The sequence below is a fragment of the Calothrix sp. CCY 0018 genome (genome assembly GCF_963920925.1).
Classification (GTDB): domain Bacteria; phylum Cyanobacteriota; class Cyanobacteriia; order Cyanobacteriales; family Nostocaceae; genus Rivularia.
The window spans coordinates 118,077-140,378 of the sequence record NZ_CAWUDI010000019.1; the positions used below are offsets into that span (position 1 = coordinate 118,077).

At 37.9% G+C, this 22,302-nt stretch carries 18 protein-coding genes and 1 tRNA gene; 11 read left to right on the plus strand and 8 right to left on the minus strand.

Going from position 1 to position 22,302, the window contains the following annotated elements:
• Positions 1–99: 99 nt before the first annotated feature.
• The 6 genes from ACM03V_RS15650 to alr form a co-directional block, all read right to left on the minus strand.
• Positions 100–2,916, minus strand: coding sequence for a methyl-accepting chemotaxis protein (locus ACM03V_RS15650; RefSeq protein ID WP_414621714.1), 2,817 nt, complete (start codon positions 2,914–2,916; stop codon positions 100–102).
• 62 nt (positions 2,917–2,978) lie between these two features.
• Positions 2,979–3,482, minus strand: a complete 504-nt coding sequence (locus ACM03V_RS15655) for a chemotaxis protein CheW (protein WP_414621715.1) — start codon at positions 3,480–3,482, stop codon at positions 2,979–2,981.
• Entirely contained in the window at positions 3,475–3,864 is a 390-nt protein-coding gene (locus ACM03V_RS15660) for a response regulator (protein ID WP_414621716.1), read from the minus strand. The genes ACM03V_RS15655 and ACM03V_RS15660 overlap by 8 nt, the downstream gene beginning before the upstream one ends.
• Before the next feature lie 75 nt (positions 3,865–3,939).
• A complete protein-coding gene (locus ACM03V_RS15665) occupies positions 3,940–5,022 on the minus strand; it encodes a response regulator (RefSeq protein WP_414621717.1) in 1,083 nt (360 codons plus the stop codon).
• 1,027 nt (positions 5,023–6,049) lie between these two features.
• Positions 6,050–6,131: transfer RNA gene (locus tag ACM03V_RS15670), tRNA-Leu, on the minus strand.
• A 179-nt stretch (positions 6,132–6,310) separates the two neighbouring features.
• Positions 6,311–7,498, minus strand: coding sequence for an alanine racemase (gene alr / locus ACM03V_RS15675; RefSeq protein WP_414621734.1), 1,188 nt, complete (start codon positions 7,496–7,498; stop codon positions 6,311–6,313).
• A gap of 512 nt (positions 7,499–8,010) precedes the next feature.
• Between alr and ACM03V_RS15680 the strand changes: the two genes are divergently transcribed.
• The 9 genes from ACM03V_RS15680 (at position 8,011) to ACM03V_RS15720 (ending at position 17,152) form a co-directional block, all read left to right on the plus strand.
• Positions 8,011–8,508 (plus strand): HNH endonuclease, encoded by a 498-nt coding sequence (locus tag ACM03V_RS15680; RefSeq protein WP_414621718.1) that lies wholly within the window; start codon positions 8,011–8,013, stop codon positions 8,506–8,508.
• Positions 8,509–9,232: 724 nt separating this feature from the next.
• Positions 9,233–10,525 carry a DHH family phosphoesterase gene (locus tag ACM03V_RS15685; RefSeq protein WP_414621719.1) on the plus strand — a complete coding sequence of 431 codons (1,293 nt, stop codon included), beginning with the start codon at positions 9,233–9,235 and terminating at the stop codon, positions 10,523–10,525.
• Positions 10,526–10,647: 122 nt separating this feature from the next.
• On the plus strand, positions 10,648–11,145 hold the full coding sequence (gene sixA, locus ACM03V_RS15690) for a phosphohistidine phosphatase SixA (RefSeq protein WP_414621720.1): 498 nt from the start codon (positions 10,648–10,650) through the stop codon (positions 11,143–11,145).
• A 111-nt stretch (positions 11,146–11,256) separates the two neighbouring features.
• On the plus strand, positions 11,257–12,396 hold the full coding sequence (locus ACM03V_RS15695) for a citrate synthase (RefSeq protein WP_414621721.1): 1,140 nt from the start codon (positions 11,257–11,259) through the stop codon (positions 12,394–12,396).
• Positions 12,397–13,136: 740 nt separating this feature from the next.
• The gene (gene nuoH / locus ACM03V_RS15700; protein ID WP_414621722.1) at positions 13,137–14,255 is read left to right on the plus strand and encodes an NADH-quinone oxidoreductase subunit NuoH; all 1,119 of its coding nucleotides are present in this window, start codon (positions 13,137–13,139) and stop codon (positions 14,253–14,255) included.
• A gap of 116 nt (positions 14,256–14,371) precedes the next feature.
• Positions 14,372–14,977 (plus strand): NAD(P)H-quinone oxidoreductase subunit I, encoded by a 606-nt coding sequence (gene ndhI, locus ACM03V_RS15705; protein ID WP_414621723.1) that lies wholly within the window; start codon positions 14,372–14,374, stop codon positions 14,975–14,977.
• Between the two features lie 148 nt (positions 14,978–15,125).
• On the plus strand, positions 15,126–15,731 hold the full coding sequence (locus ACM03V_RS15710; protein WP_414621724.1) for an NADH-quinone oxidoreductase subunit J: 606 nt from the start codon (positions 15,126–15,128) through the stop codon (positions 15,729–15,731).
• Positions 15,732–15,918: 187 nt separating this feature from the next.
• Positions 15,919–16,224, plus strand: coding sequence for an NADH-quinone oxidoreductase subunit NuoK (gene nuoK / locus ACM03V_RS15715; RefSeq protein ID WP_414621725.1), 306 nt, complete (start codon positions 15,919–15,921; stop codon positions 16,222–16,224).
• 4 nt (positions 16,225–16,228) lie between these two features.
• Positions 16,229–17,152, plus strand: a complete 924-nt coding sequence (locus ACM03V_RS15720; RefSeq protein ID WP_414621726.1) for an NAD(+) kinase — start codon at positions 16,229–16,231, stop codon at positions 17,150–17,152.
• Positions 17,153–17,884: 732 nt separating this feature from the next.
• Here the strand turns inward: ACM03V_RS15720 and ACM03V_RS15725 are convergent.
• Entirely contained in the window at positions 17,885–18,238 is a 354-nt protein-coding gene (locus ACM03V_RS15725) for a phage holin family protein (protein WP_414621727.1), read from the minus strand.
• 266 nt (positions 18,239–18,504) lie between these two features.
• Here ACM03V_RS15725 and ACM03V_RS15730 point away from each other — a divergent pair, with 266 nt between their 5' ends.
• Together ACM03V_RS15730 and ACM03V_RS15735 are read left to right on the plus strand one after the other, a co-directional pair.
• The gene (locus ACM03V_RS15730; RefSeq protein WP_414621728.1) at positions 18,505–19,392 is read left to right on the plus strand and encodes an AAA-like domain-containing protein; all 888 of its coding nucleotides are present in this window, start codon (positions 18,505–18,507) and stop codon (positions 19,390–19,392) included.
• Between the two features lie 81 nt (positions 19,393–19,473).
• Positions 19,474–21,624, plus strand: coding sequence for an AAA-like domain-containing protein (locus ACM03V_RS15735; protein ID WP_414621729.1), 2,151 nt, complete (start codon positions 19,474–19,476; stop codon positions 21,622–21,624).
• A gap of 234 nt (positions 21,625–21,858) precedes the next feature.
• Here the strand turns inward: ACM03V_RS15735 and ACM03V_RS15740 are convergent.
• On the minus strand, positions 21,859–22,302 hold a 444-nt coding region (locus tag ACM03V_RS15740; protein WP_414621730.1), incomplete at its 5' end, for an ISL3 family transposase.

Genomic DNA, 22,302 nt, shown 5'->3' on the forward strand with positions numbered 1-22,302 from the left:
TTATTAGTTATTAGTTGTTAGTTGTTAGTTGTTAGTTGTTAGTTGTTAGTTATTAGTTATTTATAACCATAAACTTCAGAAGCTAGTAACTAATTACTCTTAACTGACCTTAAATGTACCGACACTTTCCTGTAATTGTTGGGAAATTGCAACGGTTTGTTGCAACGATTCGGAAACTTGACGAGAAGAACTACTAGTCCGTTGTGAAACAGCAGCAATTTCTTTCATCAAAACGCTAACTTGCTGAGATGTTTCTACACCGCGATTTGTGGTTGTAGAAATCGACTGTACCAACTCATCTATTTGGCGCGAAACCTCTAAAATCTGACTTAATGACAGCTTAGCATCTTCCACAATATGCGTTCCTTCAACCACCTGCGATACTCCTACTTCCATTGCTTGGACAACATCGGTAGTTTCGCGCTGGATATTTTCGACAATTTGTTCTATCTCGTTAGTAGCAGCAGCACTTCTTGCAGCTAATTCGCCAACTTCTTCCGCAACCACAGCAAAACCTTGACCTTCCTCACCAGCCCGTGCTGCTTCGATTCCAGCGTTAATTGCCAATAAGTTGGTTTGCATGGAAATTTGGTTAATCAATGCTACCACACGAGAAATTTGCTGCGTGGATTCACCCAAACGTTTTACCTTTTTAGCAGTTTCGCCTACGGTTTCTCGTAAACCTAAAATATTTTGTACCGTCAATTCCATTGCTTTTCCAGAATTCGTCGCGGTACTTCTAGCCGTATTCGCGATCGCCGCAGCTTCTTGAGCATTTTGTGCAACTGCTTGCATCGATCGCGTCATCTCATCAACAGCATCCAAAGTGCTAGTGATTTCATGGGCTTGGGTAAGCGCTTGCTCCGCTAATTCGCTAATTGCACCGGAGTTATCACCAATCGCTTGGTTTACCTCGATCGCTGAGGTTTTAACTTGGGTAACAATGTCACGCAAACTTTCTACAATCGAGTTGAAAAAGTCGGCAACGGTTCCAATGTCTCCAGCAGTAACATCAGCACGTACCGTCAAGTCGCCTTGGGCTGCACCTTCTACTTCGCTAAGCAACTCAATTAACTGCATTTGCAGTTCTTCTTTTTGATGTCTTTCATCTTCGGAGTCAGTTTGGGCTAGTTGTCGCGCTTTTTCAACTTCCTCCAAAAGTCTGGCTTGCTCTAAAGCAAAACCGATTTGAGTTGCTAATTGTTTAAACAGATCGATTTCTTGTTGCTGCCAATCTCGCGGAGTTTCACAATTGTGGGCAATCAACAAACCCATCAAATTGTCTTCAATCAAAATCGGTGCAACTAAATTAGCCTTAACTGCAAACTGTTCCAAAGTTTTGACGTAGCAGTCGGCTTTCTTCAAAGCAGCATCGTCGTAAATATTCGCGATCGCCCGCACGCGACCGTTTTTATACATTTGTACTTGACGTTCGCGGAAACAAGGATCTTCAATATAAACCCCTTTCATTTTGGGGAAGCCAGCGCTTACAGATTCGGCAACTACAGCTCCATCCCAATCGGGATTAAATTCGTAAATCACAACTCTATCTGTTTTCAAAGCTTGACGAATTTCTCTAACTGCTGTTTTGTGGATGTCGTCTACTTTAAGGCTTCTACGGATACGCAGGGTAATATCTGCTTTTAACTTTTCCCTTTGGGCTTCAGCTTCTTGTTCTTTAACCAGCAGTTGTAGTTGGGATGCCATTTGATTGATGTTGGCATTTAACAACCCAATTTCATCTTCAGCTTCCACATCCAAACGGGTATTAAATTCACCTTTACCCAGTTTTGCAACGGCTGCTGTCGCATCTAAAATTGGCTGTGTAGCGCGTTTTGCCAGCCAAGCAGCAATAAATGCCACAGCAGCAGCAGTTAATATCGTTCCCAAAGCGATAGTTAATAGCAAATTTCTTTGCGGTGTAAATGCAGTTGAAGCATCTGTCGCTAAGATGACATCCCAATTCAAAGGCGGCAAATCTGGTACTGCTATTTGTTCTGAAGATGGTAGGTAACTGACTAATTGCGCTTCGGCACCATCTTTGTGTTTGATAACACCTGCAAAAGATTTTTCTGCATCAGCTTTTTGAGATAGTTTTGGATATTCTTCTGCAAGTGAAGAGCCTATATACTTTTGTTCTGCACTCAGAAAAATTTCATTTTGAGCATCAGCTATATAATATTCTTGCCTTGAACCAGCATAATTTTCAATTACAGTTTTCAGTGAATTTACTGGCATCCGGGCTATCACTACAGATGTAATTTCTTCGCTACCGGCATTCTTAATTGGAGCAGCAGTATAAATAAAACCATTACCGTTGGAAATCACTGGCTCGCCGATCGCAGCATTTTTACTATTTAAAACATTCTTAAAATAAGTTAAATTACCTTGATTACCAAAATTAGTTCCTTGGGACTGAATAAGTGCATCTCCATTCAAATTAAAAACGCCAATGCCGTCGTATACTTTATATGTATTAACGAAATTGTCAAGAACTGCTTTTTGTTGACCAGAACTTGCCCCATTTTTAATTATTGCCAGATTTGATAAAATCTGAATATCCCCATACCGTTCAAACATGAAGCGGTTAACTTTATCTGCAAAGCTTTTTGTCTGTGCTTGCTGTAAATCGAAAACTTTATTCTTTAATGAATTACTGGCGACAATATAGCCTCCCAATCCAATCGCGAACACTGGAATCGTCACCATTGCGATCGCCAAAATTGTCGTTTTGGTACTCAAGCTCAATCGTTTAAATCGAGCCATTAAACCATTAGAGGAAACGCTGGTATTTCCTACAGTCATTTGTGTGGAAGATAGTTGTACTGCATTATCAGTTTTACTAGAAGATGAAATAAGTGATGCCTCCTTTCCCGGAGCATCACCACTCTTAGCCGAATCAGTTTTATTAAGCATAAATTAATTGCCCCAGAGTGGTAAATTATTACACTAAACATTTATAAATTATGTATTACACCCTACTCACTACGAAGGTTAGAAGAATGCACTATAGCTTGTGCATCTAATACCAGTAATATTTCTTTTTGTTGCACAATGCATCCGCGTAAGTAGGGAATTAAACTAGATGCAACCTGACTTACAGGAGAACCAATTTCGTCATTGTTAAACCTGAGAGTACCGATAATTTCATGTACTACTAAACCCAAAATCATCGATTGAGTCCGAACAATAATTACACTGTATTGTCGGGGGCGATTCTGTGGGGATTGTAAATTGAGTATCTTAGGTAAGTCAACTACCCAAACAATACGACTTCGCCAATTCATCAAACCCAAAATACCGAAAGGCATATTGGGCATAGCTGTTACAGATTCTACAGACACAACCATTGCTTCTTGCGTCTGGTTCATCGACAAAATCGCAGGAGTTTGGGGATTTATAAAAAATTTGAGATAACCATCCCCTAAGTTATTTTGGTCACGCCCCTGTGCTGCTCGTAAGGTAATACTTGAATTATTCATTGATCCAGATTGCTACTGATTTAATCGCACGTAAAAGTTCTTCACGAGTATAAGGCTTTGTAACATAAGCATCAGCACCTTGTCTCATTGCCCATAAACGGTCAATCTCTTGATTTTTAGAACTGCAAATAACTATCGGAAGTTTCTGAGTCTCTGGATTTTTTTTCAGAGAACGACAAAGTTCAAAACCGCTCATTCCCGGCATCACTACATCGGTAATAATTGCATCGGGTTTTTCTGATTCCAACTTTTTTAATGCTTCCGTTCCACCTGTAGCTTTTATTACTTTGTACCCACTTTCATTTAAAAAATGACTTATTAATTCCAATTCACTAGGTGAATCTTCTACAACTAAAATCGTTCCAAGTAAAGTAAGACTCATTTTTATATATCCTAAGATAGTTTTATCAGCATCTATTCAATTAGGTTACTATTATTCGCGGTAAATATTGATATATTAACTGATATGCTTGAACACCACCTTTAACAAATCTGACTGTGTAAAAGGTTTAGTTAAATAGCCAGAAGCCCTCACCATCTTTGCTTTCGCTCTATCTATAAATCCAGTCCTCCCAGTTACCATAACTATAGGAATATTTTTAAAAGCCGAATGTCTTCGTAGTAACGAACACAACTCATAACCGTCTAAATTAGGCATTTCTACATCTAACAAAATTAAGTCCGGTTTACTACGCAGAATTTGCATCAATGCTTTTACAGGGTCGTTGATTGTAACAACCAAGAATTGCTCTTCATTTAAAAAACGTTGAATCGATTTCAAGATAGTTAAACTATCATCAATACAAGCAACTGTATATAATCTTTCCTTCGTACTTTTTGAAATATTTGTATTGTTGTTAGCTTGACTTTTCTCTACATTTGTTAGATCAGTTTGTTGAGATATCTGTTTTTCAGGTTCCGATAATGCTTTTGCTTCAATAGATCGTGCATTTGCGTTATCAACTACAGGTGAAACTTGCCCTGGTGTAACTTGCGCTTGATTAACACGCCGACTTCTGAACCGTTTTTGGACGCTTTCTATCAAAGAACGTAAATCCAGATGACAGAATGAAGGTAGGTTTAATAAAGGATGTTCGCTCCTAAATTCGTAACTTCCTTCTTTTATTGTAAGAAACGATTCTAATACTACATGAGCTAATTCACTTACCAAAATTTCTGCTTGAGGATAAGTAATATAGTCTCCATCAACTAACCAGCAAATTGCTTGATAATCGGCTTGAGAAATTGATTCGTCTCCATCGTTAGTTTCAAACAGCATTCGCATTTGTACCCGTGCCGAACTATTCAAAGTCGGGATTTGCTGGTTCAACCGTCGCAAATGAATATCAAGCCGTTCAAATAACTTATCCGAGCAAGAAGCATAGATTAGTTTACCTTCATCCATATAGATAGACCAAGAATTGGACTTAGTAAATACTCTTAAGCAACCTGTAGCACGACGGCTGCTAATCTGTGCTAGCAAAGATAGCGGATGGAGTTTCTGGAATAATTTGTAACTATCTATAGGTGTTGTATTCATTTTACCCTTATCACTATTAAATTTAATAAAATCCAGTCAAACTGTTACCGATTTGTCTTGCTAATTAAAAATATTGTTTAGATATCTTGGTAATAAATAAAACCATATGTACGATCTATATGTGTGACATAAATTTGGTAAATAAATCTTTATGGATAGTTTAATTTTTTTCAGAAGTTCAATTACAGCAACAAGATGGACTTGTACCGAGATTAACAGAGATTTTTATATAAGAAGTAAAAAAACTATGAAGACTACTTAAAGCTACTAAGTATTTTACCTACATAATTTAATTGCTTGAGCAATAAACACGGTCTCAAAATTGTACAACGCGATTACGATTTAAGTATTACCACTTAAGTATACTACAGTTGTTGACTTCGATGCTTGTAGTAGCGATTGTTATACCTAATGTATTTTGTCTTTTTTGATAACTTGTATAAAATATGTCTCTAATTTTATTTATTCATAAATAATAAAAAGCATTAGAAATTAGTTTAAATTCTGAAATATTGCAGCCTTTATATTAAAGTAGCTATCGGTAAATATAAAGTTGAAGTTTATACATTAGAAAACTTAATATTGTTTGGTTTGACTGTATTTATATATTTGTAGAGTTAATTGCAAACATTGATAGATTAAATTATAAGAATATTTCGCAAAACATAGTATATTTAAACTTTGATTTCTTATTAATAGTAAATTAAATTTAGTTAGCATAATATGACAGCTAGCTTCTAAAATTACGTTAATCTTAGTCTCAAATTAATGAAAATTATCTACTACTGCGTTGTAAGTACGAAATCATTGATATTACGAATATCGTATTTACATCAATATGTATGTGAAGTTATGTAAAATAAAGTTATATTGTTGCAATACTACAGTTAATTGCTTACCCCTATTCCATATTAAAAACCATAAACCCCCCTTTGATTCAAGGGGGGAAGTTGAGCAATCTAAATCTATGAAATACTAGTTTTTTTGTTGTCATAAGGTAAGTCCTATGACAACAAAAAATTAAAAATGCGGATGAAAGGACTTGAACCTTCACGCCCGGAGGCACTAGAACCTAAATCTAGCGCGTCTGCCAATTCCGCCACATCCGCATAATCGCTTATATACTATACCATAAAAATTATTTTTAAATAACTTTTTTCTGGAAAATTGCTCAAGTATTGCGGTATAGAAAGCACAGAGCAGTGAGAAGAACTAATATTGGCAATCAATTAACATTTACACAAGCCTCCACCCCCTTCAGGAATTTAGGCGATCGCCTTGAAGCAGCTTACGCTATATTTACGCGAGGTAAACGATGCTTGAAAGAACAGAGAATTTCCCAAGAAATAGTATTTAATTGATTTGCCCAATCCTGGGCAGTAATTTGTTCATTACCTTCACTGCCTAGAATCGTCACGATTTCCCCTTCTCGTACATCGGGAATAGCGCTGATATCTAACATGATTTGATCCATAGTAATTGCACCAACTTGAGGTACTTTTACTCCTCTAACCAAAACTTGCATATTGTTAGAAAGATTGCGAGGTATGCCATCAGCGTAACCAATTCCGACAACAGCTAAACGCATTTGCTCGGAAGCAATAAAAGTATGTCCGTAACTAACACCAGCACCTTGTTCAATTGTCTTGACATGAGCGACTCGCGCTTTTACTTGTAAAACAGGCTGTAAGTCAACAGTTGAAAGCAAATGATCTGAAGGATAAAATCCATAAATAGCTAAACCCACTCGTACCATATCGTAATGTAAAGACTTATCGCTTAAAGTGCCAGCAGAATTAGCTAAATGCAAACGAGGTATTTCTATTCCAACGTCTTTAATTCGGGCGATCGCACTTTTAAAACGCTGATGCTGCAAGTCCATTACGGTTCTATCGGGGCTATCGGCGGTTGCTAAATGGGAATAAACGCTCTGTATATTAAGATGAGGCAAGCGAACAACCAATTGAACGAATTCGCTACAATTTTGCCAATGGGTACCCAAGCGAGACATTCCGGTATCTAATTTGAGATGTACTCGTAAGGGAGAATCAAGATTTATCGTTTCTAAAATATCGGAAAAAATTAAAGCTTGTTTAGCACTGCAAAGCGTAGGTTCAAGTTGCCATTCTGCAATTGCTTGAATTTGTTCTGGAGTATAACTTGCACCCAAAATTAAAATTGGCGCTTTAATGCCAGCTTCTCGTAACTCAATTCCTTCTGGGACTGTAGCTACACCCAACCAGCTAGCTCCTGCTTTTAAAGCTGTCTGGGCAACACTTACCGCTCCATGTCCGTAAGCATCAGCTTTCACCACAGCCATGAACTCAGTTCCCGGTTGCAGCAACTTCCGTATTTGAACTATGTTATTAGATAATGCTTTTAAATTAATTTCAACCCAAGCACGCTGGCTTACCCAAGCATAAGTATCGCCCCCGACAATCGAACTAAGACTTTGATTCTGTTCGTTACTCAACATTAATTCTCTCCAATTCACGCCACTTCCACACAGCAACATCTGGCTGGATATTAATATATTCCTTTTCCTACAAGCAGCAAGAGGATTAATCTGGAAGTTTACCGTTACTTATAGAAAGAACACAAATATTTAATTACTTTTTCTGAACATATTTCTGGAAAGCGAACAAGTAAACAAGCTTCTCAAAGATAAGCCGCTTGCGCGTCTGCAAAGTTTTATTTAAACTGGCTACTTCCCATTTTCTACTTTCTTATATTTATTCTGATTCTCAACACCAAGCTACTTTTTCAACATCCTCTAATAGCGTTTTCTTTCCCCATTCCCTATTCCTTGTTCCCTACTTTCTATTCTACAAGTACGGCTATGGACATTGTATTTTAACTACCTAAGTATCAACTGCGTTTCAACTAAATTCTCACAAAACCATTATCTTGTATAAATTATGCACGAAAAGGCAAATTAGATTCAATTCGTGTTAATATATGTAAAACTAATACCTTGAGCGACTATCAATGGGAAAGGTTTTAGTCCTTAACGCTTCTTACGAACCGCTCAATATAACGAGCTGGCGACGTGCTGCAATTTTGCTGATTAAGGGAAAAGCAGAGCGGGTAGAACACAATGGTAAATTTATTTACTCAGATTTCCCGCTTCCGACAGTCATAAGGTTGCGCTATTACGTGCGCGTTCCTTATAAAGAAATTCCTTTAACCCGTCGAAATATATTGCATCGCGATGCTCATACTTGTCAATACTGCGGCTACAAGGGCGATGACTTAACACTGGATCATGTAATACCGCGATCGCGTCGTGGAGGCGATAGCTGGGAAAACATAGTTACGGCTTGCGTTCGCTGTAACGTCAAGAAAGGCAATCGAACGCCAAAAGAAGCTCAGATGCCATTACATCATGCTCCACGCCGACCTTACAGTAGTCTCTATTTTGAGGTGAGTAAGCATCTTAAAAGTGGTTTGCATCAAGAGTGGCAAAAATATGTCATAGGACTTTGACACGAACTTTTTTGCCATAATCGAGGCATTTAGATTGCTTTTTTGGAAGCAGTTAAAATGCTGATTGAGGTCAAACTATGAGCTTATCATATGAGCGACAATTTTCAAATTGCCGTTTAAAGTTTGTCGTAAAATAGTAGAATCGTTGGTAAAATTTATTGACCAGTTTTAGGAAGAGTATAGAGACTGTTCCATTAAAGTTGTGCAAGCTGAATTTACCAATTATCATAAATATCGCGACAAGAACTTTAATATTCTACATCATGATTGTAAAACGGCAAGTAGGGTGCATCTAAATTATCAAAAAATCTCAAATGAAAAATATACTTTGTATAAATACTTTGTATAAAATTATCATCCAAAAATCTACCTTGCTATAAATATAAATAAACTGTTAAAAATAAACTACTAAAAAATATAATCCCTTACTCAGTTAAGGTAGTACGCTGCTGTGATGGCACATTGAATAATTATAATAAAAGAAGGCTGGCGATATGATTTATTTTAGCCTGCTGCAATATTACTACTGTCTTAAAGGCGAATCAATAGGTTCTTTCAGGAGTAACCAAATTCAATTGCGACAATAACATTTGCACGCAATATATTTGAAATATTGGCGCTTTGCTACATAGAGTGCGAAGATTGTAATCTGTGGCAGGTGAAGATATTTAGTTTTTTAAAGCTTTTCAACCCCAAACTGCTCACGCTACAACACACGTTCCCTATGCAACGAAATTCTTCCGAAAAACAGGTTGAGGATTTGCAATTGCAACCAGACTCAACCGACAAAAATGTTGAAATTGACCGAGATTCTTTGGAAGTATCGCTTCCATTGAATGAATCTGTGGCAACAATACCCAATGGTAATAATCGAGCAGGTTCTCGTACTAGTACCTTAGCTGCTCAGAAATCAGAACAATTATTAAAAACGCTCCAAGCACACAAGCACGAGCGGCAAATAATTATCTTACAAGATTTCCCAGATCCCGATGCTCTTTCTTCAGCTTGGACATACCAGTTGATTGCTCAGCAGTACGATATTAAGTGCGATATCACTTATGCAGGAACTCTTTCCCATCAAGAAAATATTGCTTTAGTAAAGCTTACGAGTCTACCGGCAATTCGTACTCCCTTACAAAGCTTCAAAAATCGTGATTTATCGTCATATCAAGGTTATGTACTAATTGATAATCAAGGTACTACTTCCACTTTGCTGGCGGAAGTTCGGGAAGCAGCGATTCCTTTAACGGTAATCGTGGATCACCACAATTTACAGGGCGATTTAAAGTCAGAGTTTGCTGACATACGTCCTGGGGTAAGGGCAACGGCAACAATTTTTACTCAATATCTACAATCCGGGTTGTTGCAGCTAGATAGCAGCATGAGCGAACACGTTAACTGTGCTACAGCCCTGATGCACGGCTTGCATTCAGATACAAATCGACTCATGCAGGCTAAAGAAGAAGATTTTATGGCAGCAGCTTATCTGAGCCGATTTTATGACGGTCAGTTGCTCAATACTATACTGCTAGCCACTCGTTCCAAGCGAGTAATGGACGTGATTGAACGCTCGTTGAGAAATCGCATCGTGCAAAATAATTTTTCCATTGCTGGCGTGGGTTACTTACGCTACGACGATAGAGATGCAATTCCCCAAGCTGCTGATTTTTTGGTGACAGAAGATAACGTTCACACCGCAGTTGTTTACGGTATAGTTCACGATGAAGATGAAGAAGAATTAGAAGTAGTAATTGGTTCTTTAAGAACTAATAAATTAACTTTAGATCCCGATGAATTCATCAAAGAAGCTTTTGGGCAAGATAGCGCGGGGCGCTTTTTTGGTGGTGGACGTACTAGCGCTGGTGGCTTTGAAATTCCGATGGGCTTTTTGTCTGGAAGCAACGAAAACTCACCTTATGCAAAAATGAAATGGGAAGTTTATGATGCTCAAATCAAGCAGAAGTTGTTGAAATTAGTCAATCCCAAAGATAATCTCATATCATCTGATGATGAATAGTTATTCGTGGTTAGTTGTTAATTGTTAGTTGTTAGTTGTTAGTAATAAAATTATCAACTATTCTGATTAATTTAATCCATTTAGATCGAAATCAAAAATCTAAAATATAAAATCAACAAGTTGTGGAACTATATTTTATTCGTCATGGTATTGCTCAAGAAGCTACCAGTGAAATCAAAGATGAGCAACGAAGTCTCACCGAACAGGGGCGAAAAAAAACGCAAAAAGTTGCTCAATGCTTAAAAGACTTGGATTTAAGTTTTGATTTAATCGCAACGAGTCCCTTAGTAAGAGCGCAACAAACAGCAGAAATCTTAGTTTCCATAGGGTTAAGTTCGCAATTGGAACAATGTTCTTATCTTGCTCCTGGTGGTAGTACAGAGGATTGGGTTGAAAAATGGTTGAAACCTAAAGACTATCAGCCTTCCACTCGCTTGGCATTAGTCGGACATCAGCCTTGTCTAACTAATTGGGCTGAAATCTTAATCTGGGGAGAAGTTAAAAACAGCTTGGTACTCAAAAAAGCAGGTATCATTGGAATAGAAATACCCCCTACCGCCTCTATTGTGGGTCGCGGTCAAATGTTTTGGTTGACACCACCCAGATACTTGCTGTCTTGAGTTATCCAACTTTTCATCAAAAGCATTTTGTATTAAAGGATACTGTTATGACGGTAAAAGTTTCTGGTAAGTTAACTCTATAAAATCTTTCAACATTCGTATGGTATTGCCATGATGGTTTGCGAATTTAAGCCCGGATTGGATGGTGTTCCCGCAGCTCAATCCAGTATTAGCAATGTTGACGGGCAGAAGGGAATACTAGAATATCGTGGCATCCGAATTGAAGAGCTAGCAAAAAAGAGTAGTTTTTTAGAAACTGCTTATCTGCTAATTTGGGGCGAACTGCCGTCTAAGGAAGAATTAGCATTATTTGAACATGAAGTTCATCAAAATAGAAGGATAAAATACCGCATTCGGGACATGATGAAGTGTTTTCCCGAAAGCGGTCATCCAATGGATGTTTTACAAGCTTCAGCAGCAGCATTAGGTTTGTTTTATTCTCGGCGCGATTTAGAGAATCCAGCTTATATCAGAGATGCCGTTGTTCGTTTGTTGGCAAGTATTCCTACAATGGTGGCAGCTTTTGAATTGATGCGGCGAGGTGATGACCCCGTGCGTCCTCATGATGATTTAGATTATGCTGCTAACTTTTTGTATATGCTGCATGAGGAAAAACCAGACCCGGTAGCGGCGCGGATATTTGATGTCTGCTTGATACTTCATGCCGAACACACCATGAACGCTTCCACCTTTAGCGCTAGAGTAACAGCTTCTACTCTTACCGATCCCTACGCAGTAGTTGCTAGTGCAGTCGGAACTTTAGGAGGACCTTTACACGGTGGTGCGAACGAAGAAGTGATTCGGATGTTAGAGGAAATTGGTTCAACAAAAAATGTTCGTCCTTATGTTTTAGACTGCATTCAGCGAAAAGCCAAAATCATGGGTTTCGGTCATCGCGTCTACAAAGTAAAAGATCCCCGTGCAAAGATTTTGCAAGACTTAGCAGAAGAACTATTTGCCAAAGTTGGGTATGACAAGTACTATGACATTGCTCAAGAAATGGAACGAGTAGTAGAAGAAAAACTTGGGCATAAAGGAATTTATGCTAACGTTGACTTCTACTCCGGGCTAGTTTATAGAAAATTAGGAATTTCTACAGACTTTTTTACCCCAGTATTTGCGATGGCTCGTGTTGCTGGTTGGTTAGCGCATTGGAAAGAGCAGTTAGTACAAAACCGAATTTTTCGTCCCAGCCAGGTTTACAACGGTCGCCACAACGTTGATTACGTGCATATAACCGAACGCGGTTAGGTTGGGGATTAGAGTTAGGAGTTAAGGATTAGGAGTTAGGAGTTATAAGTTATAAGTTAGGAGTTAGGAGTTGTGAGTAGAGAGTTAAGAGTGAATTACCAGCAATGTTTTCTTTTTATCTCTACTGTTCAATCTTCCATTCCGACTCATTACTTATTACTCGTTACTCGTTCCTTGTCCCCTTGTCTCCCCATCCCCTCTTCTTCCCCATCTCCCCATCCCTATAGAAGGGAATTCTTTATCGATGAGATAAGCAGAACCTCTCACTTGGGTGAGAGAACCTCTTGCCTTAGAGCGATATACTAGGCATGGTTATCGCAAAAAATCTTAAATTTTGCCTTTTTTAGGTAAAGATATTGCTGGGTTACTTTACAGTTATTAATGAGTCTAAATAACTGTAAATGAGCAGTTAAAGCACGAAGTATGAAGGTTTTAATGTAGTGCTTAATACTTTATTGTGCAAAATCTAGAGAAGCGCGAAAACCGCTGATAGTGAGCAAGGTAGTTGGCACTGCCTGTTTCTCGCCAATTGAATTCGGCTAATGAATTTTACTGGTAGAGATTTGAGTATATCCGTTCGACATTTAGATATAGCTCAAGCAATAAATCCTGTAACACAGGTTTACTGGTTCTTGGTTTATACCATTCAAAACCAACCCCTTTCACGGGGATTAAAATTCCACGTGTTGTTTTCCTCTCAGGTCTAGAGACGCTGAGTTTCCCATATACCGCGAGTTTTTATGAATTCAGGAATTGATCTGCAAGGAACTTTTATTCAAAGCTTAATGGATTTGGGACTGCCTGCGGGTACGGCTAAAGCCATTTGGATGCCCTTGCCTATGATTTTGATGCTCATTGGTGCCACTGTAGGGGTGCTGGTGTGTGTTTGGCAAGAGCGAAAAATTTCAGCAGCAGCCCAGCAGCGGATTGGCCCAGAATTTATCGGACCTTTGGGTTTGCTCGCACCAGTCGCGGATGGTCTAAAATTAGTCTTTAAAGAAGATATAATACCGGCCAAAGCCGACCGCGGGTTATTTACCATTGGTCCCATCATCGTTGTGCTGCCAGTATTTCTGTCCTATTTAATTGTGCCGTTTGGACAAAATTTATTAATAACCAATGTGGGAATGGGAGTTTTCTTATGGATTGCTCTTTCTTCCATTCAGCCAATCGGTTTATTAATGGCTGGCTACGCATCAAATAATAAATATGCTCTCTTAGGGGGGTTGCGAGCCGCAGCACAATCAATTAGCTATGAAATTCCCTTGGCGCTGGCAGTATTGGCGGTTGTCATGATGTCAAATAGCCTCAGCACCGTTGATATTGTTAATCAACAATCGGGTTACGGGATTTTGGGCTGGAACGTTTGGCGGCAACCAGCAGGTTTCGTAATCTTCTGGATATCAGCTTTGGCTGAATGCGAACGTATGCCTTTCGATTTACCAGAAGCAGAAGAGGAACTGGTAGCAGGTTATCAAACCGAATATTCTGGTATGAAGTTCGCTTTGTTTTACTTGAGTTCCTACGTAAATTTAGTATTATCTGCTTTATTGGTATCTGTTTTATATTTAGGTGGTTGGGATTTTCCGATTCCGATCAATTTAATGGCAGGTTGGTTAGGAGTAAGTGTTGATAATCCCGTTTTGCAGATAGTCACGGCTTCATTAGGCATCACAATGACCGTACTAAAAGCTTACTTCTTGGTATTTCTAGCAATTTTGTTGCGTTGGACAGTACCAAGAGTTCGCATCGACCAACTTTTAGATTTAGGTTGGAAATTTTTACTACCCATTGGTTTAGTTAACTTGCTGTTAACCGCAGCATTAAAATTAGCTTTTCCCTTTGCCTTTGGTGGATGAATCAGAAGTTATGAGTTATGAGTTATGAGTTATGAGTTGTGAATAAAAAAATTTATTAATTCCTAACTTATAACTTCTAACTCCTAACTTTATTTAAGTATAAGGAGAGAGACACAATGTTAAAGTTCCTCAAACAAGTAGTTGATTACGGTAAAGAAACCTGGGAAGCCACTCGCTATATTGGTCAAGGTTTAGCCGTTACCTTCGACCATATGCAGCGTCGTCCCGTTACGGTACAGTATCCTTACGAAAAATTAATTCCTAGCGAACGCTTTCGGGGTAGAATTCATTTCGAGTTTGATAAGTGTATTGCTTGCGAGGTTTGCGTTCGGGTATGTCCGATAAACCTACCTGTAGTGGACTGGGAATTTAACAAAGCTAGCAAAAAGAAGAAGCTTAATCACTACAGTATTGATTTTGGAGTTTGTATATTTTGCGGTAACTGTGTAGAGTATTGTCCGACTAACTGTTTATCAATGACAGAAGATTACGAGCTTTCTACATACGATCGTCACGAATTGAATTACGATAGCGTTGCTTTAGGTCGTCTGCCTTATAAAGTCACAGATGACCCAATGGTAACACCGTTGCGCGAATTAATTTACCTTCCCGAAGGCGTAATGGAACCCCATGATGTACCACTAGATGCACCTCGTGGGGCTGCTTTCCCACAAGATTTAGTAGAAGAAAAAGAAGAAGAAAAAGAAGAAGCAAAAGGTTAAGAGTTAGGAGTTAGGAGTTAGGGGTAAAGAGTTATTTATTATAAGTTATGAATGAATTGTTAATCATAAATAAGATAATTAACAACTAACAACTAACAACTAACAACTAACAACTAACAACCAATAACCAACAAAAAAGGACAAAAAAGTGGATTTAGCGGGTGGAATACAGGTAGTTTCGTTTGTCATACTGGCAGCGATGATGATTGGAGCAGCACTGGGAGTTGTGCTGTTTAGCAATATTGTTTACTCTGCTTTTTTGCTAGCGGGTGTATTTGTTAGTATTGCAGGATTGTACCTATTGCTTAATGCTGACTTTGTAGCCGCAGCCCAACTGTTAGTTTATGTTGGAGCAATAAACGTATTAATTTTGTTCGCCATTATGTTGGTAAACAAGCAAGAAGATTTTGTACCTTTGCCGAATGCTTGGCTAAGAAAAGCGTTAACAGGATTAGTTAGCTTAGGATTGTTTGCACTTTTAAGTACAATGGTTCTAGCAACTCCGTGGAGTATTTCTACTGCAACTCCGGTTGAAAACTCTATTGTTATAATTGGCGAGCATTTCTTCACCGATTATCTATTGCCTTTTGAATTAGCTTCTGTTTTACTGCTGATGGCGATGGTAGGAGCAATTATTTTAGCGCGCCGCGAATATTTACCTCCTCAAGAAACTTCAGACCAAATGCCACAAACTGTTTTGGAATTGCCCGAACGTCCGAGAGAATTGGTATCGGCGGTCAGTGAAGATAAATAGCAATGAACAATTATCAATGAACAGTTATCAATGAACAATGAACAATTTTTTAATTACTTAACCTGACCTTTTCGTTTAGAACAAGTAATTTATTATCTATACTCTTTGAGTGAAACTTGGTAATTGATAATTGATAATTGATAACTGATAATTGATAACTGATTTAAAATAGGAATAGTAAACAATCATGCAACTTCAGTACTTTTTATTACTAGCTGCCGCTCTATTTTGTATCGGTATTTATGGCGTAGTCACCAGTCGTAATGCGGTACGAGTGTTAATGTCAATTGAACTGTTGCTAAATTCGGTGAACTTGAATTTGATGGCTTTTTCTAACTATTTAGATTCAACATTAATTAAAGGTCAAGTTTTCGCCGTATTTGTAATTACTGTAGCCGCTGCTGAAGCAGCCGTAGGTTTAGCAATTGTATTGGCAATATACCGCAATCGCGATACTGTTGATATGGAACAGTTTAACCTCCTAAAGTGGTAGTTTCGTGGAGCTTAAGCAAGTAATTATTGCCTACAAGGCACGAGATCCCCAAAGCAAACGCTGGGCTGAAATCTGTGCTAGCCAGTTAGAACATCGTAAATGTCATGTATTGATGGGACCTAGCGGACCAAAAGATAATCCATATCCGGTTTTCTTAGCTTCGGCAACCCAACAAATTGACTTAGCCATAGTACTTGGTGGTGATGGTACGGTTCTAACTGGTGCAAGACATTTAGCCCAGGCTGGCGTTCCTATTTTGGCGGTGAATGTAGGGGGTCATTTAGGATTCTTAACTGAGTCGGTAGAAGAGTTTCAAGATACCGAATTAGTTTGGGATCGACTTCTGGAAGATCGTTATGCCGTACAGCGACGGATGATGTTGCAAGCAGCAGTTTATGAGGGACATGGTTCTAATTTAGAACCGATCACCGAAAACTACCTTGCTTTGAACGAAATGTGTATAAAACCCGCTTCCGCCGACCGCATGATCACGTCAATTTTGGAAATGGAAATTGATAATGAGGTCGTCGATCAATATCAGGGAGACGGGTTAATTATTTCTACACCAACGGGTTCAACAGGTTATACGGTTTCTGCTAACGGTCCGATTATGCACGATGGTATGGAAGCGATTACCATCACTCCTATTTGTCCGATGAGTCTTTCAAGTCGCCCATTTGTTTTGCCTCCGGGTTCGGTGGTTAGCATTTGGCCTTTGGGCGATTACGATCTAAGTACTAAATTATGGACTGATGGCGTTTTGGCGACTTCTATATGGCCAGGTCATCGCGTAGATGTACGTATGGCGGACTGTCGGTCTAAGTTTATTATTTTACGTGAGAATTATTCGTACTATCAGGTTTTACGAGAGAAATTGCTCTGGGCTGGAACTAGAGTTAGGTATAACAGCAAACATAGTACGAATTAAAAATGTAGAGACGTAGTATATTACGTCTCTACAATAATTTTGGTTATTCAACGAATTAGTCGTAGGTTGGGTTAGACACGAACAACAATTTAATTTGTAACGATGTTCTATGTTCATCGTGTCGTAACCCAACATCAGCACTTTGGACAAATCAAAATATTTTAGAAAAAGCTTACGACATAAAATATAAACTTTCATGTCAGTGAAGTACATTCGGACGTGCTTTCTTTGCCCATCCCACAAGAGTTTTAAGCTGAAGTTCCTGTACCATTACTACCAGGACTTACGCACTCAGATATATAAAATGGCTGTAATACCCTATTTCCCGTTCCCAGATTCGGCGTTCCCTATTGCCTAAAACGTTGATTTTCTGTTTCAGTGCGTAAGTCCTAACTACTTACAAACTGCTGTAAGTTGCTTTGGATAAATAAAAATATCTTTGTTCAAGTGTAAGACGTAAATATAGACGATAAAGATGTTGGGTTACGAGGCAATGATAATTATTCGTTGAATGCTGTATCATGCGTGCGTCTAACCCAACCTACTGGCTATTTTTTAAGAGTGTTCTTAGTATAAAATTTTCTGAATAAATAAGCACTAAAAAACCCAGCTTTTTCAAAAAACCGGGTTTTGTAATTCTCACAAATGATTTAAAGTAAAACTTTAATTACTGCATTTGTAATAATTGTTTGAAGAATGAAAAATGTAAATAACTTATAGATTACAACTTATTCAGTCAACCGCTCTTAAGAAATAGTTAATCACGCTAGAAACTATTGCTAATACTATTGAGCCTAATAAAGCAGCTAAAGGTCCACCGATTATGAAACCGTAACCGGGGGTAAGAATACTTGCTAGCCAAAGGGTAAATCCGTTGATAACAAAGGTAAATAATCCAAAAGTAAGCAGGTTTATCGGCAGTGTTAAAATGCTTAAAATAGGTCTGATAAAAGCATTAACCAATCCTATAACTATAGCTGCAACCAACGCTGCAACAAAGCTTTCAATCACGAATCCAGGAACAATATGAGCGGTAATTAGTAATGACACCGCAGTGCCGAGCCAAGTTAATAAAAAGTGCATCATAGGCTTTGTGTACGAAAATTCTTGATTTGTAAGCAGGTAATTCACTATAAACCCTTCGGTATCTACTTATGAGTGATAGCAGATAAATAACCCGATTCAAGTAATGGCATCTAATGATACCTGACTTTTTTCGTATATATATTATCCTATTGCGCGTTGTAGTTACGACTTTAATTTAGTTCAGTACTTAAATATTGCCTGATGAATTTCAGTATGAATTGTTATGTAGAGAAGTAACGTTTTACGTCTTTATAAGGCTTTTAGTTATGCTGCTGGAAAAATTACTCGACTATTCCAGACAACAAGGTTATCGAATCGCAAAATTAGATTTAAAACTTACCGATATTAATACTCTTGCTAGCTTAAAAACGTTTTTACAGTGCCTGTGTGCTGATGTTTCTGACAGTTTGGAATTAGAGCCAGAACTCGATCAATACTGGAAAGATATTTATGGTTTGAATAAAAACTGTACTCGTTATTTTCAAAAATACTTATTATCTGTTAGCGATCGCCCTTTAGTATTTGCGATCGATAATTTTGAGCGGCTGTTTGAATATCCCGATATTTTCCCTCAATTCTGCTTGCTGCTACGGGGATGGTATGAATCTGCTAAGCAAGGAGACAGGATTGGTAAAATTTGGCAAAAACTGCGGTTGGTGGTGGTTCATTCTACTGAGGCTTATCCTTGCTTGGATACAAATCACTCACCGTTTAATGTGGGGATAGCAATTGATTTACCTGAGTTTAATTTGCAACAAGTAGAAAATATTGCCAAGCGCTACGATCGCAATATTCAGTTGCGACAAGAAGGTTTAAATAAGTTAATGGAGTTAGTAGGGGGACATCCTTATTTAATACAGGAAGCTATTAGCAATCTCAAAACGAAACAAATAACTCTAGAGCAACTTTTAAATCTTGCACCTACAGAAGAGGGGATTTTTAGCAACCACCTGCGGGAACAATTATGGAATTTACAACATAATCCTTTGTTGGAATCGGCTTATAAAAAAGTGGTAACGGCAAATCAACCCGTGCGACTTGATGCGGAATTTGGGTTTAAACTACATAGCATGGGATTAGTTAAACTTTTAGGGAATGATTGTGTTCCTAGTTACGATTTGTATCGTCGGTATTTCTCGGAGCGTTTGGTGTGATATTTAATCTTATTTTTTAACGCAGAGGAACGCAAAGGTAAACGCGGAGGTACGCTGAGTTTTTTGGAGTTGGTATAAATTATGGTTGAGCAATATATTTTCTCTGGAAGTCTACCGGAAAATGCCAGCACTTATGTGACGCGAGATGCTGACGGTGAATTGTATGATGGATTGCAAGCGGGAAAGTTTTGTTATGTGTTAAATTCCCGTCAAAGTGGTAAATCCAGCTTACGAGTGCGAACAATGCGCCGTTTAAGGGAAAATGGTGTGGAATGTGCTGCGATCGATCTTTCTGCGGGTGGTATTCAAAATGTCCCACCGGAGCAATGGTATGCGGATTTAATTGATTCGCTGATTGATATTTTTGATTTGGATATTGATTTTGCAGATTGGTGGGAAGCAAATCAATTAAATTCTCTTGTAACCAAATTTCGCAAGTTTTTGGAAGAAATATTACTTGTAGAAATTAAAGAAAATATTGTTATTTTTATTGATGAAATTGATAGTGTTCTCAGTCTTGATTTTCCTACAGATGATTTTTTCGCTTTTATTCGTTCCTGTTATAACCAGCGTGTTGATAATCCTGCATATAACCGCTTGACATTTTGTTTGTTGGGAGTCGCTTCACCCAGCAATTTAATTCAAGATAAACAACGCACTCCGTTTAATATTGGTAAAGCTATTTCTCTCAAGGGATTTCAGTTACACGAAGTTGAACCGTTAGAAAAAGGTTTTAGGGGAAAATTTAGCGATTCTCAAGCAGTAATACAAGAAATATTAAATTGGACGAAAGGACAACCGTTTCTGACGCAAAAGTTGTGTCAATTTATGGTGGAAGAATCGGAGCAAGAAAATCCGCGCACTGTTGAGGAAGTTGTCAAATCACAGATTATTGAAAATTGGGAATCTCAAGATGAACCAGAACACTTACGCACCATTCGAGCCAGAATTTTAAGGAATGAGGAACGGGCTGGATATTTGTTAGATTTATATCAGCAAGTTAGGTGTTCGGAGGAGCAATCTGAAAGGATGTTTGGAAAACTAGAAAACCTCTCTCCAAACCTCTCTCCTACAAGGAAAGAGGCTTTAATACCCCATTCCCTTGCAGGGAAGGAGGCTAGGGGGTTAGGTATCCGAGATTTTGAGATTGAACAAGCATCTTCTGAAATTAAAGCCGATAATACCATTGAACAAAGTGAATTACTGCTTTCAGGATTAGTTGCCAGACGAGAAGGTAAATTAAGAGTTTATAACCTGATATATAAACAAGTTTTTAACGAGAATTGGGTTGAAAATGAATTAAAGAATTTGCGTCCCTATTCCGAAAGTTTTAAATTTTGGGTTGCTTCTGGAGGTAAAGACGAATCTCGATTGTTGCGAGGTAAGGCTTTAATAGATGCTGAGGAATGGGGAAAAGATAAGAATTTAAGTTATCAAGATAAGCAGTTTTTAGCTGCTAGTAGGGAGAAGGAAATTCAGGAGAAAATTGCTGGTGATGAACAAGCTGCAAAGTTGGAAAGGGAGAGGAAGGACAAGGAAGCAGTAGAAAAGAGAAATCTGGTATTGAGTGAAGCGAATCAGAAAGCTAAGCAGCGGATTCGGAATGGAACTGTTGTTTTAAGTTTGGCTTTATTTGGAGCAGTAACTTCAGTAACAGTAGCCACTTGGAAAGTTTTAGAAGCACAAAACAAACTTGAAGAAGCATACATATATCTTGCACATCCGCAACAGCTTAGAGAATTGGCAGAAAAATTAACTCTGGAGTCAGAAGAAAAAGCTATTGAGATATCAAAAAAAGCAGCTATTAAGATCAAAGATCCTCAACTTGAACAAATGTACCTCTATGCTTCTAAATCATTGGCTTATCAATACCTAGATGATTTTAAGTCAGCAGAAGAATCAATAAAACAAAGTATGATTTTTTTAAAAGGATGGGAGGATAATAAGGAGAAAAAAAACGGTAGAGAATTAGACAGTGGTGAATTCTGGCAAACAAAGATATTTGCCTTAACTATTCAAGGCAATGTACTCAAGCAACAGAACAATACTCAAAAAGCAAAAGCAGCTTACCAACAAGCATTTGATATCCTTATAAATAGGAAAATTAGCCCTTTAAAGGCAAAATTTTCTATTTTAGACAAGAATACTGTTGAATCTTTACACTTTAGATTAATCAACTTACTTACCGTTGATAATATTACAGAAATGGCTCTTCAGTTCTTAGTATGCTAAAAATATAGTCAATCAAGATAGAATAGCGGAAAAATAACTCGTTGGAGGAGGGAATTGAACTACCGCTGCGCTCTATTCAATTGCGTATAGACGGGCTTATGATTAGCTGATAAAAACCATTAAATACTATAGCCCGCCTATACGCCGCTACGCTAATTGAATAGTAGTTCAATTCTTAAATTGTCGAAGCAGATGGGCAGAAAATAATGGTTATTCAGTACTTAGTATGGTTTATTAATAATTGAAATGCCAATTAAGTAAACATCTAATTCTGAAATTATCAAAGTTTCTGAATCCATATCCTGAACGTTTAATAAGTTTTAGTTTATTGTTAATACCTTCAACTACACCACTAGTTGTATTATTATCAAAGTAAGCGATTATTTCGTCTAGCCAGCGAATAATTGTTTTTTGACTAACTGGAAAATATTTTTTTGCTCTTAATAGCCATATACCCATTTTAAACAGTCCTATTAACCAATCATTTGTTTCATTAAAAATTATTCGTATTTTTTCCTTTAGTTCATGCATAATTTTGAGAATAGGAGATACTTTTTTAACTTGATTAAGTTTATTGGTTTGTTCTTCCTTTAATTTTGATTCATTTTTTAATAAAGCATACTTACAGCAGATTGCAGTTTTATGAGGTACAGTAACAGCAATTAGTAAACCAGTTTT